This is a genomic window from Kordiimonas sp. SCSIO 12610 (genome assembly GCF_024398015.1).
Lineage (GTDB): Bacteria > Pseudomonadota > Alphaproteobacteria > Sphingomonadales > Kordiimonadaceae > CANLMI01.
The window spans coordinates 2,551,009-2,567,825 of the sequence record NZ_CP073747.1; the positions used below are offsets into that span (position 1 = coordinate 2,551,009).

General features: G+C 45.0%; 17 protein-coding genes and 1 tRNA gene. 7 read left to right on the top strand and 11 right to left on the bottom strand.

Annotated elements, in window-relative coordinates; translation table 11 throughout:
• Nucleotides 1-3: 3 nt before the first annotated feature.
• The 8 genes from KFF44_RS12040 to KFF44_RS12075 form a co-directional block, all read right to left on the bottom strand.
• Complete coding sequence (locus tag KFF44_RS12040) at nt 4-189, bottom strand: hypothetical protein (protein WP_255934536.1); 186 nt, start codon at nt 187-189, stop codon at nt 4-6.
• 8 nt (nt 190-197) lie between these two features.
• Nucleotides 198-641, bottom strand: coding sequence for a DUF2059 domain-containing protein (locus KFF44_RS12045; protein WP_255934537.1), 444 nt, complete (start codon nt 639-641; stop codon nt 198-200).
• 134 nt (nt 642-775) lie between these two features.
• Nucleotides 776-976: a hypothetical protein gene (locus tag KFF44_RS12050; RefSeq protein ID WP_255934538.1), complete on the bottom strand. Its 201-nt coding sequence runs from the start codon at nt 974-976 to the stop codon at nt 776-778.
• A 48-nt stretch (nt 977-1,024) separates the two neighbouring features.
• Nucleotides 1,025-1,153: a hypothetical protein gene (locus tag KFF44_RS12055; protein ID WP_255934539.1), complete on the bottom strand. Its 129-nt coding sequence runs from the start codon at nt 1,151-1,153 to the stop codon at nt 1,025-1,027.
• Nucleotides 1,154-1,176: 23 nt separating this feature from the next.
• Nucleotides 1,177-1,620: a DUF2059 domain-containing protein gene (locus KFF44_RS12060; RefSeq protein ID WP_255934540.1), complete on the bottom strand. Its 444-nt coding sequence runs from the start codon at nt 1,618-1,620 to the stop codon at nt 1,177-1,179.
• Nucleotides 1,621-1,631: 11 nt separating this feature from the next.
• The gene (locus KFF44_RS12065; RefSeq protein WP_255934541.1) at nt 1,632-3,851 is read right to left on the bottom strand and encodes a peptidase domain-containing ABC transporter; all 2,220 of its coding nucleotides are present in this window, start codon (nt 3,849-3,851) and stop codon (nt 1,632-1,634) included.
• A gap of 28 nt (nt 3,852-3,879) precedes the next feature.
• Nucleotides 3,880-4,059, bottom strand: coding sequence for a hypothetical protein (locus KFF44_RS12070; RefSeq protein WP_255934542.1), 180 nt, complete (start codon nt 4,057-4,059; stop codon nt 3,880-3,882).
• A gap of 125 nt (nt 4,060-4,184) precedes the next feature.
• The gene (locus KFF44_RS12075; RefSeq protein ID WP_255934543.1) at nt 4,185-5,426 is read right to left on the bottom strand and encodes an HlyD family efflux transporter periplasmic adaptor subunit; all 1,242 of its coding nucleotides are present in this window, start codon (nt 5,424-5,426) and stop codon (nt 4,185-4,187) included.
• A gap of 1,148 nt (nt 5,427-6,574) precedes the next feature.
• Here KFF44_RS12075 and KFF44_RS12080 point away from each other — a divergent pair.
• Nucleotides 6,575-6,820 carry a hypothetical protein gene (locus tag KFF44_RS12080; protein ID WP_255934544.1) on the top strand — a complete coding sequence of 82 codons (246 nt, stop codon included), beginning with the start codon at nt 6,575-6,577 and terminating at the stop codon, nt 6,818-6,820.
• A gap of 19 nt (nt 6,821-6,839) precedes the next feature.
• Nucleotides 6,840-8,453 (top strand): recombinase family protein, encoded by a 1,614-nt coding sequence (locus tag KFF44_RS16225; RefSeq protein WP_370691164.1) that lies wholly within the window; start codon nt 6,840-6,842, stop codon nt 8,451-8,453.
• Here the strand turns inward: KFF44_RS16225 and KFF44_RS12085 are convergent.
• A tRNA-Met gene (locus tag KFF44_RS12085) sits at nt 8,410-8,486 on the bottom strand. The genes KFF44_RS16225 and KFF44_RS12085 overlap by 44 nt on opposite strands.
• A gap of 116 nt (nt 8,487-8,602) precedes the next feature.
• On the bottom strand, nt 8,603-9,193 hold the full coding sequence (locus tag KFF44_RS12090; RefSeq protein WP_255934545.1) for a TetR/AcrR family transcriptional regulator: 591 nt from the start codon (nt 9,191-9,193) through the stop codon (nt 8,603-8,605).
• Nucleotides 9,194-9,333: 140 nt separating this feature from the next.
• Between KFF44_RS12090 and KFF44_RS12095 the strand changes: the two genes are divergently transcribed.
• Together KFF44_RS12095 and KFF44_RS12100 are read left to right on the top strand one after the other, a co-directional pair.
• Nucleotides 9,334-10,512 (top strand): alkane 1-monooxygenase, encoded by a 1,179-nt coding sequence (locus KFF44_RS12095; RefSeq protein ID WP_255934547.1) that lies wholly within the window; start codon nt 9,334-9,336, stop codon nt 10,510-10,512.
• An 11-nt stretch (nt 10,513-10,523) separates the two neighbouring features.
• The gene (locus tag KFF44_RS12100; protein WP_255934548.1) at nt 10,524-10,994 is read left to right on the top strand and encodes a DUF2147 domain-containing protein; all 471 of its coding nucleotides are present in this window, start codon (nt 10,524-10,526) and stop codon (nt 10,992-10,994) included.
• Nucleotides 10,995-11,026: 32 nt separating this feature from the next.
• Here KFF44_RS12100 and mnmA read toward each other — a convergent pair whose 3' ends face one another.
• A complete protein-coding gene (gene mnmA / locus KFF44_RS12105; RefSeq protein ID WP_255934549.1) occupies nt 11,027-12,187 on the bottom strand; it encodes a tRNA 2-thiouridine(34) synthase MnmA in 1,161 nt (386 codons plus the stop codon).
• Nucleotides 12,188-12,466: 279 nt separating this feature from the next.
• Here mnmA and KFF44_RS12110 point away from each other — a divergent pair, with 279 nt between their 5' ends.
• The 3 genes from KFF44_RS12110 to KFF44_RS12120 all read left to right on the top strand — a co-directional run bounded on the left by KFF44_RS12110 (nt 12,467) and on the right by KFF44_RS12120 (nt 16,687).
• Nucleotides 12,467-14,422, top strand: a complete 1,956-nt coding sequence (locus KFF44_RS12110; RefSeq protein WP_255934550.1) for a flagellar hook-length control protein FliK — start codon at nt 12,467-12,469, stop codon at nt 14,420-14,422.
• A 22-nt stretch (nt 14,423-14,444) separates the two neighbouring features.
• Nucleotides 14,445-15,212 carry a flagellar hook assembly protein FlgD gene (locus KFF44_RS12115; protein WP_255934551.1) on the top strand — a complete coding sequence of 256 codons (768 nt, stop codon included), beginning with the start codon at nt 14,445-14,447 and terminating at the stop codon, nt 15,210-15,212.
• 101 nt (nt 15,213-15,313) lie between these two features.
• Nucleotides 15,314-16,687, top strand: a complete 1,374-nt coding sequence (locus tag KFF44_RS12120; RefSeq protein WP_255934552.1) for a flagellar hook protein FlgE — start codon at nt 15,314-15,316, stop codon at nt 16,685-16,687.
• Nucleotides 16,688-16,817: the final 130 nt, after the last annotated feature.

Sequence of the window (16,817 nt, forward strand, 5' to 3'; positions counted from 1 at the left end):
TTCTTAAATGTTATGGATCGGAGCCAGTGGTTGTCTTGAAAGCTGCCACTGGTTCCAACTTAATTGCTGACCATCACCATTGATGCCAGCCTTCAAATCAATCGAGATAGTCACTCGATCAACATGAAGCCCTTTAATGAAGCTGTAGTGATTAAAAACCGTTTGCTTTAGCATCTTATACAACTTCATAATTCTGTTCATTCTCCGTTCACGCTCTGTGTCGCGCGCTCAAACGCGGCCTTACTTGCAGCTTGCCCCCATGATTGTACTAGCTGCTGCATTCCTTGTTCCATCGATGCGGAGCCACTTAAAAATTTCTGCCCAATATCAGAACGATAGAAACTGAGCACTTGATTAATTTCGTCTTCTGTGAAGGCTTTTTTATATAGCTCTGCCACCTCGGACAGCAGGCTTGGCGCTTCTTTTGCAAACTCTTCCTCAAAGACTCTCAAGGTCACAGCTAGTGCCTCAGGGTCTGCATTTGGTGATCCTTGAGTTATGGAGGCTTTGCTGCGCTCGTGCATGCCCAGCACCATCTGACCGATCATCAAATTCATCTTGGTAATGGTCATTAATTCATGCACAGCCTTTGTAAAGGCATCTTCAGCTTCGATATCAATAATCGGTGTTTGAATATTCATGGATTTCATCCCTAAAAAACGGGGGCATTAATGCCTGCTGTTTTCTTATTGTTCGGTTTCAACATCCAAGTATGCTGTTCCTTCATCCATAAATCTGTATTCGGCACTATATAGGTACCGAATACAAAAAAATCTTAAACAAAAATTTGATCTACATCACCATTACCATTAGTAGTAAAGAATGTGATTCTTTGTGCCTGCACTGGGTTCGCAAGCTCATCTGGGAACGGATTTAAAATCACAAACTGGCCTTCTTCGAAACCTGCTGCTGACAAATCAACAGTGCCTCCAGAAACAGAATTTTGCTCATCTAAAGTTAGATCCATAGTCTTCATAACATACTCCATATTAAGTTAATGTGGATCGGAGCCAGTGGTTTGCTGCTACTGGTTCCAACTTAATTGCTGACCATCACCATTGATGCCAGCCTTCAAATCAATCGAGATAGTCACTCGATCAACATGAAGCCCTTTAATGAAGCTGTAGTGATTAAAAACCGTTTGCTTTAGCATCTTATACAACTCCATAATTCTGTTTAGTCTTCGTTCACACGTTTTGTTGCACGCTCAAACGCGGCCTTGCTTGCAGCTTGTCCCCATGATTGCACTAGCTGCTGCATCCCTTGTTCCATCGAAGCGGAGCCGCTTAAAAATTTCTGCCCAATATCAGAACGATAGAAACTGAGCACTTGGTTAATTTCATCTTCTGCGAAGGCTTTTTTATAAAGTTCAGCCACTTTTGAAAGCAGGCTCGGCGCTTCTTTCGCAAACTCTTCCTCAAATACTTTCAAGGTCATAGCTAGTGCCTCAGGGTCTGCATTTGGCGATCCTTGAGTGATGGAGGCTTTACTGCGCTCTCGCATACCCAGCACCATCTGACCAACCATCAAATTCATCTTGGTGATGGTCATTAATTCATGCACAGCCTTTGTAAAGGCATCTTCAGCTTCGATATCAATAATCGGTGTTTGAATATTCATGGATTTCGTCCTTAAAAAGCGGGAGCATTAATGCCTGTAGTTTTCTTCTTGTTCGGTTTGGTTATTTCTTCATTTGACGGCTTAAGATTACTGACATGTTGCAGATCTGTCTCGTCAGCGATAAAAACCTCTTGCAACACACCATTTTGCATGGCCATTACGCGTTTTGCCGACTTTATAGTTTCCGGTCTGTGGGCGATAATGATACGGGTAATACCGAGGTTCGCGATTGAGGCATTGACCATGCGCTCGGTTTCCACATCCAAGTGTGCTGTACCTTCATCCATAAACAGTATCTTTGGGTTGCGGTACAAGGCGCGCGCAAGCATCAAACGCTGTTTCTGGCCGCCCGATAGGGTTGAACCCATATCACCAACAAGACTTTCATAATTCATCGGCATCGCCATAATCTCATCATGGATCATCGCCTGCTTGGCGGCCCTGATGATGGATGGCATATCCGCACTATCATCAAAGAAAGAGATATTCTCGGCGATTGACCCCGCAAACAGATCATCTTCCTGCATCACAACGCCGATTTGTTTTCTGAAAGCCGTGAGGCCGTATTCATTAATCGATTTGCCATCGATTAAAACATTGCCTGCTGTTGGCTTAAACAGGCCCGTCATGATCTTCAGGAGGGTGGTCTTACCACAGCCCGATTGCCCGACAATAGCAACGCTTTCCCCTGCTTTGATATCCAGATTAATGTTCCGCAGCACATCAGGACCATCCATTGCATACCGATACTGGATATTTTCGCATGATATCGCACCCGTGATCGGTTGTTGGTCAATCGCGTTTGACAGTTCGCTATTGGTTTGCTCTTCATCCGCGTGCGCGATATCCGCAATCCGCTCCAGATGAAGGCCAAGCATTCTGAACTCAATCGCACGTTCTACTAGCGCGGAAGCTTTCTCTGTGAAGTTGCGCTTATAGGACATGAAGGCGAAGATCATCCCAACGGTAAAACCATCACCAGCAAGCACCAGATTAACAGCAACATACACGAGGATAATCAGTTCAATTCCGAAGATGCCAGCGTTCGCACTCCCGAACCAGATGCTTAGTTTCTGGAATTTGGCATTCTCATTGATTGTATCCGCATAGCGGTTCTGCCAGAAGCGTTGTCGCTCTTCCTCGCCGCCAAACAGCTTCAGGCTCGTGATCCCACGCACGCTCTCCATAAAGGTGGTTTGCTCTTTTGCCTGCGCCACAATCACATCTTCCTGCCGGGTGCGAAATGGCTTGTAGGACGCCATACGAAGCGCAAAATATAGCCCCCACGCGCCAAGCGCGATCGCAGCTAAGGTTGGGCTATAGACAAACATCAGGATCAGAGTGGTCAGCGCCATCAGGCCATCAATGAGGCTGGCAATTAGGCCTTCCGTCAGCATATTCTTAATTGGTGTCATGGAGCCAAAGCGCGAGACAATATCGCCAATATGGCGTTTCTCAAAAAAGTCGACTGGCAGCTTGAGGAGGTGGCGGAACAAGTTCCCCACCATCTGGAAGGAGAGCATACTGCCGAAGTATAAGAGCACATAGCCTCGGAGCGTCTGCGCCACCATGTTGATAAGTGTAAAACCACCAAAACCGAGTGCCAGCACAAGCAAAAGATCAGTATCAAATGTGGTCAGAACTTCGTCAACAGCAATCTGAAGATAAAAAGGGCTCGCAAGCACAAAAAGCTGTAACACTACTGACAGAATAAGTACCTGAATGAGATTACGCTTGAGCCCAAACATTCTCCCCCATAAGTCAGAGAGTTTAAGGGTGTTTTTTTCCTCGCGTTTTTTGAACTTTTCTGTTGGTGTTAGTTCAAGCGCGACACCCGTGAAGTGTTTGGAGAAGTCCTCAGTGTTATAAACCCGTTCGCCGTGGGCAGGATCATGAACAATATATTTGTTTCGTGATACAGATTTCAAAACCACGAAATGGTTCATACCCCAGTGAAGGACTGCAGGTAATCTGAGTTGATCAACAGCCTCGAGCGGCAATTTCACCGGCCTTGTTGTGAAATCAAGCTTTGTCGCTACATCCATGACAGAACGCAAGGTCATGCCCTGCATGGAGGTCGCGTATTTACGACGAAGGGTAGCGAGGTCGGTTCGATACCCGTAATACCCCGCCACCATCGCAAGTGATGCAAGACCACATTCCGCCGCTTCATTCTGACGAATGACCGGAAGGCGTGAACGCCCTGATAAATTTAGAAAATGATCTTGCATATTTTACTATACGACTAGCCTATTGAAGTTACATTGCTGGTTGGCTAGGAACTTTTGGCCGATCAGGAACCGTATTTGGACCAGTTGTTGCACAAGGTGAAAAGAAAAATCTCTCTTGGCCCGTTACAGGATCAAAGTATGATTCTACTGAACCTGCACCGCCATTCACCATTTCAATCTCATTTATATTTAACTCAGAAATTTGCATTTTTATCTCCTTTAAAGTTGTCATTATGCCCAATACTGGGCGGTTATATTGGAAGCGTTTGCTCCCTGCTTCCCACCTTGAAAAGGAATCCTCAATCAAAATGGCGAAGTTCCTAAATATCCTTTTTATCTACCCTTCACGGCTCTGAGTGGTTCCAGTATCCAATCGACAAAACTGCGGTCTTCTAAGATGATATTGGCCTCTAGTTGCATGCCTGATTGAAGCGCTATTTCACTGCCGGCAATATCAAGCGTGGACTGCTCCAGTGAGGCTGTAACCCGATATACAGGTTCCTGTAGCTGAAACGGTGTTACAAGCTCATTGGGAGAGAGAATGGTTTTAGTAACTTTCGTGATTTCCGCGGGGAATGAACCAAACCGTTGATAGGGAAATGCCGCATACAACAGGCGCACTTCCTGCCCTGCTTTTACAAAGCCAACAGCACGACTTGGCACAAACAATTCAGCTGTTAGTTCACTGTCTTCTGGTAAGATCGTCAGAATGGGTTGCTGTGGCAAGACACTTTGACCAATAGTACTTGTGGTAATTGAAGCCACTCTTCCAGATACAGGTGCCTTGATCACATAGGCTTCACGGCCCAGAAGCTCTACTTCACGTGTATCTGTGTCAATTAACTGAGTGTTCAGGCGTGCAATGCGTGCTGCAGTTTCGTCCGGCAGTTGTGACAACCTAATCCGCAACTGAGCGAGCCGTGCTTTAGCATTTTCAAATTCTTGCTCACGCAATTTACCTTGCGCTTGCTGGCTAAGCCATGTCTGGCGGCGACGTTCTGATTCTGCCTTTGATATATACCCCTTAGCCAGAAGTTCCTGCACATCAGCATAAGCTGTTTCAGCCGAAGTCGTGATTTCACGTTGAAGCTTTATCTGGCTTTGCAGCGACGAGGTTTCCAACTCAATGGCATCCATCTCGGCTTTCATGCGGCCTTGCTCAGACGCTAAATGGTTCTCTTCAAGTACAATCTGATTTTTTATATTTTGCCGTTGTTCCTCTATAGCCAGCAATGAACGCGCTTCAACAGAGCTTTGACCATCAGTCAACTGTGCGGCTTCAACGGAAAGGATAACATCACCAGCTTGAACAGTATCACCTTCAGCGACATTAAGCGACTTAAGTGTACCAAAGCGACCTGCCTGTATTTTCACAAGGCCACCTGTTGGAACCAAGTACCCGGGTACACGTTCAGTCCGAGCATAAGAGCCTGTGAAGAGAACAATCAATGCAATCGTAATGAGAATTGCCAGTAGAGTGGTGATCAATTTGAAGCTGACTGGAGCGGTTAAGAATACATCCCCGTGTAGCTTCTGCTTTTTAGCCTCTAAGGCTTCAGAACGAAATAAACTCATTACTAAACTCAAAAATACTAAACATTAACAACTACTCTAAAGAGTTAAACTTATTGCCTGAGTTTTATAGTACAGGTTTTTATTAACAGTCTAAGGTTGCTGCTTAGGTAAATAAACCATGCATTCGTCTTGCCTGAGAAACAGACATAAGCGAATAGTTTAAAAAAATCCGTGATGGTGGTCACAGTTTTTTGGGCATGACGTTTATGTGAACACAGTGTGATTTTATGTTATCATTCAACTGCATTTTTGTATTACCTGCTATGTACAGTTGACATTAATCGAAATAAGCGATGTTTAGCTTGAGCACATATTTCATCAATCTTACTCCCCTCTTTGCCTTAATGAACTAGACATCTAGCGTGTGCACGTCCTGACACAACCGACCTTCCGCTCTATATCCGTGAAGGCAATGATCGTAGGTTAGGATAGGGAATATATTCCCGACGTTACGTAAGGTATATGTAGGAGCTTACCTTTTATGTAATATAACGAAGGATAGATGCGTGCGGCTTCCTATACGTAATACTAAGATACATATACATATCGGCTCCCCATAATTGGACCGCCCCATTTCCAATCCATTTCGATATTCGACTAATTCGGTTTCCCTATCCGGTTGTCCAATTTCCTATTCCAGAATACTGATTTCAATTCCGGAACTGGTTTCGGTTTTCAAACTAGATTTAAACTGGTTTTCCGATTTCGATATTCGAATTTCCGGTTCTGGAACCGGATGCTAAATCGATTTTATGTCGGTTTTATTGGTTTTAAAGTCGGTTTAAACCGGATTTTCGATTGTGGATGGCTTGACACTGTTTTTGCACCCGGTTTCTGAACCGATTTTCTATTCTAACATCCAATTGTTACTCGGTTTTCATTTGATTGCTCTGATCTTACTAAAACCGGATTTCCGGTTTTATAAATCGGTTTCCCTCTAGCCAGTTTATCTATTTTATCCAATACTATTGGGTAAGAAGTTTTGAAGCACTTTATCTGATCGTCCATTTTTATGTGCGGTGCATTTTCCTACGTAACGTAACGTTACGTAGAGAGCAGCAATTTTAAAAACTTCTATGATGAGGGCGAACCTGATGCCTAAGGAGGTGAAGGCAACGGGTTCGATTTAGAGTTTTAAGAGGGGCCTTATGCCAAACAATGAATTTAACGCCGCAAACGACAATGATGCGGCTCACAATAACGGAAACAACGAAGTTTTCGTTACACATGATAACGCGAATGTTGATACCTTGGATCAAAGAGTTATCAGTCAATTATTATCGCTTACCCGTATTCTGGCTCCTGAAGCTGCGAAAGAGTGGGTTGCATCTCATATGCCAGCGAATGATAATGATCACATCTCAGGCAATTTGCCTAACACGATTGGGGAGTAAAACATTATGAAATGTCGCGATTTACGCAAGATATTCAACAGATAAACAATCCGCAACATCGATCGAAGATCAAATCGAACTTGTTAAAACCCGGTTACAAGCGCAAAGCCATGAGGCAGTTGATATCTTCAGCGATCATGCCATGTCAGGCAGCAGTGCTGCCCGCCCTGATTTTCAACGCATGATGGATACCGTAAAATCCGGCAATGCAGACTTTGACATGATCTCTGCCGAAGCATTGGACAGGCTATCGCGTAATCAAGCCGATATTGCGCGCCTGTATGAAGACCTTACCTATCTGGACATCAAGCTATGGACCGCAGAGGAAGGCGAGGTTGATGAACTTCATATCGGCCTCAAGGGAACAATGAACGCCCTTTTCCTGAAAACACTCAAGGAAAAGATACGCAGAGGCCAGGTAGGGCAAGTCAGACGCGGCAAAGTCCCTTGTAACAAAGCCTATGGCTATGGTGTGGTGAAAGAGTTTGACGCAAAAGGCGAACTGATCAGAGGCGAACGCAAAATAAACGAAGTTAAAGCCAAAATTGTACAGGAAATATTTGAGGATTACGCATCCGGCATCAGCCCTCGCGCTATCGCAAAGAAACTTAATGATAGAGGTATAGCATCACCGCAGGGCGGTATCTGGCGCGCCAGCACCATCAATGGTAACCGCAAACGTAAGATGGGTTTCCTTCATAACGAACTATATATCGGCAAACTAATTTATAACCGCGTTAGGATGGTCAAAGACCCAAGCACAGGAAAACGAGTATCTCGGCCAAATCCAGAAAGCGAGTGGGTTACGGAAGATGTTCCGCATCTTCGTATCATAGATCAAGCCATATGGGACAAAGTACAGGAGCGTAAAGACAAGTATACTAACCAACGACCGGAACAAAGCAATCGATCACGCACATTAATTCAAGGTTTAGTAATTTGTGACGAATGCGGCGGGAAATACACCCAGAAAAATAAGGATTATATCTATTGCATGAATGCAAAAGAAGCAGGCACATGCAGCAACAAAAAAGGCATTAAGCGCAGGGATATTGAAGATAAACTACTATCCAGCTTATCAAGTATCCTCAATGATCAACACTTCATTGAAATCTTCGCTACGGAATTCGAAACAGCCTTGAAAGACCTAACTTCTGGCGAACTTGAGAGTGTAAAAGTCGCAGAAAATAAGTTGAAAGACCTTGATCGGCAGATCGAAAATATCATTGATGCTATTGCAGAGGGTATTAGTACGCCAGCGATGAAACAAAAACTACTCGCATTAAGCTCAGAGCGAGAAACGCATGAGAGTTCAATCATAAATTCCATTCCAACCATCAAAATACCGAACCAAACTGATATTCAAAATCGCTATAATGATATATTGCTCAATCTTGACAGTGAGAGATTACAAACAATGGATGAGATCAGTCGCAAGAAGATGATTGAGCAAATACGTGGTATGACAAGCAAGATCAGCATTCATCCAAACAAAGATCAGAACAAGCCAAAAATCACATTTGAAGGAGATATTAAAACGCTATTATCTTTGACTTTTCAGGGAGCTGACCAGAAATTGCAACAAGCGATGGTAGCCGAGGAGGGATTTGAACCCCCGACACATGGATTATGATTCCACTGCTCTAACCAACTGAGCTACTCGGCCATCTAAAGGTATGGAATTCGAAAATCATTGTAAGATCATCGAAAGCTGCGCTGGTATAATAAAGCATCTTGCCCTCGTCAAGCGAGAATCATCATAATTGAACGAAATAAACTATTCTATCCATCATAAGCGATCACAACATCAATTGTGTGATCGATAAAACGCTGGATCCTCTCATCATCAAAACCATCGAGTTTCATCGTTGATAGTGTCTGAGAGGCCGCGAGCAAAATACGGGCGTTGTCTCTACTTCGCATTTCTGATGAAGAATTTGCTTCCAGTAAAATAGATGCCAAACGGTCAACGGCAATCGCCTCAGACTGAAGGAATTTATCCCGCAATTCTTTAGAAAAATTCGCGCTCCAACCAATCCAGACCTTTACATAGTCCGGTCGCTCGGAAACCATAAGCACAATCATTTTAGCGAGGCCATGCAACAGTTCATTCAAACTAAGGCCTTCCGGGTCAATCGAGTCAAACAAACTGATGTGCGCTTCTGCCACTTCGTTTAAAACAGTTTCCACCAGCGCCTCGCGGGTTGGAAAATATACAAAGGTTGTGGCAACAGATACATGGGCGCGCGCCGCAATATCCGCATGTCGCGCTTCGCCAATTCCCTTTTCTGCGAATAGCGTCACGGCAATATCCAAAAGTTGTTGCCGCCGTTCTTCAGGGCTTAGCCGCATTCTTTTTATAGTATTTTCCATATATCCCTTGAGCTCGTTATCATCTTTAACACGCGCTGTGCATCATAAACCGACACAATTCTAATTGCCAATATTTCTTATTGATAATTTTATCAATAAGAAATATATTATAGTTCTGAACGATTATGTGGAAAAGAAACATGACTAATAACGACAAGCTATTCGGATACCGTGATACTAAACGTATTTTCTGGCCCTTAGCCGCGGCAGCAGCGCTTATTCCTGTTCTGGCGATTTATCTCTACATGGATTATGGTCATACATGGATACTATGGCTGAACTTCTTTGTGTTTTATGGCTTCGTACCAATTATCGAAGTTTTGTTTGGTGAAGATGAAACCAATCCACCACGCGAGGCAATCCCCGCCCTAAGGGACGATACATTCTATCGCTGGACAGCGTTTTCGACGTTACCTCTATGTTATATTACTTGGCTTACAAGCGCTTGGTTTATTGCAACAGAGCCGCTAACAGCTTGGGGATATGCTGGTGTTACAATTTCCGCTGGCATGGTTGCAGCAGGTGCGCTCAATACGGCGCATGAAGTCGGTCATCGCCGGGACAAGACAGCAATCAATGTTGCAAGGTTTCTTCTAATCTTGTGCGGTATGGGCCATTTCCGTGTTGAACATAATTTTGGCCACCATGTTCAGGTCGCAACCCCAGAAGACAGCGCCACAGCACCAATGGGAATGAATTTTTACCAATTTGTCCTGACAGAGTTACCTGGCGGTATTGTTAGGGCATGGCGCCTTGAGCGTGATCGCTTGGCCCGCAAAGACGTTTCCCAGTTTTCTTTACAAAATGAAGTCTTCCTGAATAGCCTGCTAACCCTCCTATTGTATGCAGGTGTAACATTGGCATTTGGAATGCTCGCCCTCCCCTTTGCTATTGCAGCAGCGATTTGGGCAAACTTGATGCTATCAAGTGCGAATTATATCGAACATTACGGCCTGATGCGTCAGAAGCGTGAAGATGGCCGCTACGAACGTGTTCAACCGCATCATAGCTGGAACAGTAATCATGTTGTCTCTAATGTATTATTGCTCCATCTGCAAAGGCATAGCGATCATCACGCCCACGCAGAACGCCCCTATCAATGCCTGCGCCACTTTGATACCAGCCCTCAATTACCGGCTGGATATTTCACCATGTATCTGGCTGCATGGATTCCACCAGTGTGGTTTAAAATTATGGACCCACTTGTTGCCAAGCAAATGCAAGGCGATATGACCAAGGCTTATATTAAGCCGTCCTATAAAGAGAAAGTCATGGCAAAATGGCACAACCCTGTTAATAATTCGGTTCCAGCTGAATAAAGGATTAGTTTGTGCGTAAGTATTTTATTGTTGCGATATCATTATTCTTGGTATCGCTTTCTGCCTCTTCTCAAGACTACAAGGCATATGAAGGGTATTTCTGGACCGAGGCAAAAGATGCCATTTTTGAGATAACTGTTGTTGATGGTGAAAACGGTCCAGATATCAAGGGCATCACCCGTTGGGGTGCTGCAGAGGGTGGATTTGACACTCAAAACCCTGACCCAGAGTTGCAAAATCGCTCATTAATAGATTTAACGTTTTTGTGGGGTTTTACCTACAAACCAAAGAAAAACCGTTGGGCCGATGGTAAAGTATATGATCCCAACAACGGAAAAACTTACTCTGGCAAAATGTCCCTGGAGAAAGAGGGAAGCGTTTTAAAGATGCGTGGTTATATCGGTGTTTCGCTATTTGGTCGAACAGCAAAGTTTGAGCGTGTTAAACCCGAAGACCTACCGGAAACCTTAACAGCAGACTAATTCTGCTAGCTTGGATGATTGAACAGAATAGTTTAAGAAAGTCGGGGATCGGAACTGATTGCTTTTTCGATCCAACCGCCACCAAGCAAACGTTCACCCGCATAAAACACCGCAGCCTGCCCGGGTGACACACCAGCCTCTGGATCAGAGAGAGCTACACGGGCAGTGCCGTTGTCATTCAAGTAAACACGCGCCTTAACCCCCGGTCTTGTAGAACGCACCTTTGCAATTACCTCAATACCGTCTTCATCAACATTTTCACCAATCCAGCTAACTTCTTTCACAAGAATCTCACAGGTCAGCAACGCTTCTTTCGGGCCAACAATTACTTGCTTCTTGACCGGGTCCAATTTGACCACATAAAGGGGGTCAACAGTTCCGCCAATGCCAATGCCGCGGCGCTGTCCGATGGTATAGCGCACAATCCCTTTATGTTCGCCGAGTACATTACCGTCTATATCGACTATCTCGCCGGGTTCCATAGCACCGGGCCGCAAGCGCTCAATCACATCAACATAACGCCCCTCAGGTACGAAACAGATATCCTGACTATCCGGTTTATCCGCAACAATAAGGCCGAACCGCTCAGCGTGCTCACGAGTTTGCTCTTTATTAAGTCCTCCAAGGGGGAACCGCAGAAAATCCATCTGTTCCTGTGTGCTGGCAAAAAGAAAATAGCTTTGATCTTTGCCGTGATCGACACCTCTATGCATCTGAGCTTTTCCATCTGCACCAACCAGGCGCTGCACATAATGGCCCGTTGCCATACAATCAGCGCCCAGATCGCGCGCCGTTGCCAACAGGTCTTTGAATTTCACAGTTTGATTGCAGCGCACGCAAGGAATAGGGGTTTCGCCTTTTATATAACTATCAGCAAAATCTTCCATCACTTGTTCTTTGAATCGGCTTTCATAATCCAGAACATAATGAGGAATACCCAATTCGTCCGAAACACGGCGGGCATCATGAATGTCTTGCCCTGCGCAACACGCGCCTTTTTTTTGTATCGCTACACCGTGATCATAAAGCTGAAGCGTAATCCCAACAACATCATAGCCCTCTTCTTTCAAAAGGGCTGCTGTTACGCTACTATCAACCCCGCCCGACATAGCCACGACAACACGAGTGTCCTCAGGTGCGCGAGCGAAGCCAAGGCTATTCAGCGGTATATTTTTTTCAGCAATCGTCATCATTCAAAGCTTTATCATGTTTTACACGCTACGCATATAGTGCCTACATGGATCAGAGGCAAGGGATTCCGATCATAATCAAAACGTGCCCACTTGTACCCGGCAAATGATTCAAATCATGATGTGTAATGTTTCATATAATCCATAAAACCCCTTACTTTTCATACATTTTCAAAAACTGGCCCAAGCTTTGCTTAACAGGTGTGAATAATTTTGTTGCCAGAATGGTAGCATTGGAAATGGCAGAATGCTCTGATGGGTTACTCCCGCAGGGTTATATTAATGAGTTTAACAGATCAAATAGCGCCAACAAATTTATCCGGTCCATTGGGGGCTGGAGGTTTCTTTGCCAGTTTAGGCGGCCAAACAGCAGGTAGTGATAGCAACAATTCAATAACTGTTGACTTCGCTAACGCGATTGAAGCCGTCACTGCAATAGAGGAAGTCGCAACATCACAGGCGATTACGTCCTCCGCTTTGCAGCAAGACGCTATTTCCACTCCGTCATTAAATTATGATAATGTAGGCGATCAAGCCCTATCCTCAATCGACCAACAGTATGTCATTGATACAGACCTCGAAACATCTGAGGCAATTGCACTTGAGAACGAGGTATTCGCGGAACTTGCTTACGCTAGCAGCGACATTCAGCAATCCGCACCATTTCAGAACAGTACAAATCTTTCCTATGAGCAACTTAATAGCTTAGAAGCCTCCTATACACTAGGTAGAGGCTTGGGAACTGATAGCCATATACTTCAGCCAAATGCGCTAAGTGAACTTGAAAGATTGGCAAGTTCCCTGACACCATTAAGTTCACAGGCATCTGCTGACAGAAATTCAGGCATTTCGTCAAATTCACCATCGCTGAATGCGGCGCCAAGCAATCCGTACGGTTCATTGCAAAACATACAGTCTGTCGCATCTACAGGTGGTTCTGATGCTGCAACCATCGAAGGTTTTCTTGACATTGTTAATGCAGATAACAATGCACCAAGTTCCCCACCACAATCACCGCTCAACACTGAAACAGTAACGGCGGATAATGGTTCAGCGTCCCAAGCGCTTGAAACAAACGACGTTGAAACTATAGATAACGATACAGCAAGCGATTCCGCTTCACCTCTTAATCAAGCTGGTAACAGTGGTCTTGGTGACGTCGACTTTGAGGCTGTTATTGAAGAAGCTCGCCTAGCAGCAGTTAGTAACCCTACGAACACGAATAGTGGTGTTGCAGCGAATACAGCGAATGCATCAACCGCTGCGGCAAGCTCGGCAACACTCAATCCATTACAAAATCAAAACACACCTGACGCAGGTTCTGACAATGCGCGGCAAGCAAATAATAACACTCCAACGGGGGAGTTGAGCGCAAGCCAGAATGGACAGAATTCTAATACAGGTAACAATTCGCAAAATCAGAGTTCAAACAATTCAGCACAGCCATCGGTGACTGCGAATTTATCAACGCCAACTACGCCAACGGATAATATTGGTGATGAATTTATTGAGCAGGCAAACCTCGCGTCCGAAAAAAGCGCGTCGAAGACGTTAATTGCTAACCAATCAGGTCAAAGCCAATCGCCGTCACAAGCTGGAAACGGAAATACTCCGGTGCAGACCGTATCAAATGACAGTTTGGTGCCACTAACTTACGAACGCTTCTTAAATACCAGCCTTCAGTCCAACTTTGGCTCCCTACTCAGCAAAGAAGGCAGTATTTTCACCTCGCCAGAACTCTTTGGTGGGCAACCGTCCGCAGCCTTGGCCAATCAAGTAAAAAACCAATTTAACCTTGCCGTTAGCCGGGCCGTTTCTGGCGGCGAACAAGAATTTACAGTCCGCTTGAACCCTGGTGACTTAGGCCGTGTAAACGTGCGTCTACAATTTATCGATAATGGCAACTTGCGCGCTCAGGTGGCGGTTGAAAACCCTGAGACATTGGAATTACTTCAGAAAGACGCCAAAGGGTTTGAACGTGCGCTTGAGGCAAGTGGTTATAAAGCAGAACAAAATGGTATCTCGTTTAGCCTAGAAGACAGTAATCAGGAAAGTGCCGGACGCGCCCTTGCTGAAGCCATCCAGCAGGAAAAAGCGCGTGATGAGCTGGCTGCGCGCCCAGACAATTTTGCTTCTGAATTAGAAACTCAGGCACTTAGCGCTAGTGAAGAAGAAATCCCGCTTGAAGATATACTGCCATACGTATCCGTTGATACCGGCGTTGATATTAGAATTTAAGTAAAGTCATAAGGTAAGAAAAATGGCAATCGCACCAGTAACCAACAGTCCAGCACTCGCAGCGCTTCAAGATCCGAGCGCACAGCCATCGGCAGCAGATAATTCTGCTATTGGCCTGGGTGAAGACTTTTCAACCTTTTTGACCTTGCTGACAACTCAGTTACAGAATCAGGACCCCCTTGATCCCACAGATACGAATGAGTTCACCAACCAGATTGTCAATTTCACAGGCGTTGAACAACAAATCAGAACCAACCAGAATTTGGAGGCACTCGCTGACCTTACACGCGTGAATAACCTTGCAAGTGCAGCAAGTTTCCTCGGGCAGGAAGCGCTGATTGAAGCAGATACAGCAACCCATGAAGGAAACGGTTCAACATTTCAGTATATTTTACCTGAGGCCGCATCATCAACAACGCTTGAAATCCTTAATTCAGATGGTGAAGTTGTCTTTTCGCAGCCCGGTGAGGTGTTGTTGGGGGCTAACGTATTTAATTGGCAAGGCATTGACAGCAATGGTTCTGTTGTTCCGAACGGCGATTACAGACTTCGTGTTACATCTTTGGACGCGGACGATGAGTTCATACCAGCTACTATTTTAGTGCAAGACACCATCACTGAGGTTGAGACGATCACTGACACGCCAATATTCACTGTCGGCAGTAACGTTGTGAACCAATCAGGCATTTTACGTATTATTGCCGCGCAACCAAACGGGCCAATAACGCAGAATCCTATCAGTCTTGAAGACGAGATCGCAAACGCGAACACCTCTTCGACAGATAGTTAAACGACTTTCGGGACAAAGTTCCCGTTACCCACATAACGTGGAAAAAGCAGAACGCCAAAACAGTATAGAGTAATGCAAAAGAGTATATTAGGAGAAAAATAATGGCATTCGCAGCTTTAGCAGCAGGTGTATCGGGCCTTCAGGCTTTCACGGACGGTGTTGGCGTAATCGCCGATAATATCACTAACGTAAACACGATTGGTTACAAAGAAACCCGGTCAACCTTCTCTACCTTGGTGACAGAAACTTCATCTTCATCAAGCTATTCACCAGGTGGTGTGCGGGCATCTACGCAAACACTTGTAAGTCGACAAGGGCTATTACAACCAACGACATCCCCAACCGATTTGGCTATTGATGGCGCAGGGTTTTTCGCGGTACGCCTTGGGGACTCTGAAGATACAAGTGCTGAAACATTGTTCACGCGCGCTGGATCATTTACAGAAAACTCAGAAGGGTTTCTTCAAAATACAGCCGGTCTAACGCTTCTTGGATTTCCAGTAGATCCAACAGGTGATATTACCACAACAACAAACCTCGATGATCTGGTTCCTATTAACATTAACAACCTGAATGCCTTTGGTCAGGCAACCTCAGAATTAGGCGTACGGGTTAACCTTCAGGCAAGTGTTCCTGTAAACCCAGCCTACACCTTAGGTGCGGGACCAAACTTTGTACCTAGCGGCGAATTAGCTGCGGGCACAGTGCAGGCAGACTTTGAAACTAACGTTCAAATTTTTGACTCGCTCGGCGGTTCACACACGGTGGTACTAGCCGCGACAAGAACTGGTCCTAATCAGTTTGCGTATGAATATTATTTTGATGACCCAACCGAACTGGATGCAGGTATACATGGTCCAAATGGCTTGATCGGCGGCGGCGTATTGAACTTCAATACAGATGGTACAATTGATCTTCCGAACAGTACATTTAATGATATTCTCACTGGCGCCCCTGTATCGTTACCTGATGGTAACCTCACGTTCCGTTATAGTGCAACGGACTCGCTTCGCGCAGACGGTGATATCAACTTTGACTTTGGTACTGATGGTCAAGCAGATGGCTTTACTCAGTTCGATCAACCTTCAACACTTATTTCATCGGTTGCTGACGGTGCAGCTTTTGATAGTGTGAACGGTGTATCGATCGGTTCAAACGGTGATGTAACGGCTCTATTCAGAAACGGCCTATCCCTGACAGTATTCAGAATTCCGCTTGTAACCTTCCCTAATCCGGAAGGCCTAACACGACGCCAAGGCAATGCATTTGGTATTTCCGATATTTCTGGTGACGCTGTTCCGCAAACCGAACAACAAGGTGGAGCCGGTGCCATTACATCTAACGCACTTGAAAACTCAACAGTTGACCTTGCTAACGAATTTGCCCAGTTGATTACTGTTCAACGAGCATTCTCAGCATCGACACGAATTATTACAACATCAGATGAAATTCTTCAGGAATTAACAAACATCTAAATATCATAGTACCCCTAAGCAGGGTACTATCTACTCTCTTGCATCTAAACCGGGTGAATATCGCCCGGTTTTTTGCGTCATAGTACCGCGAATTCCAGCCACTCTAAAAAATTGTTCCGGTTCATTAGCT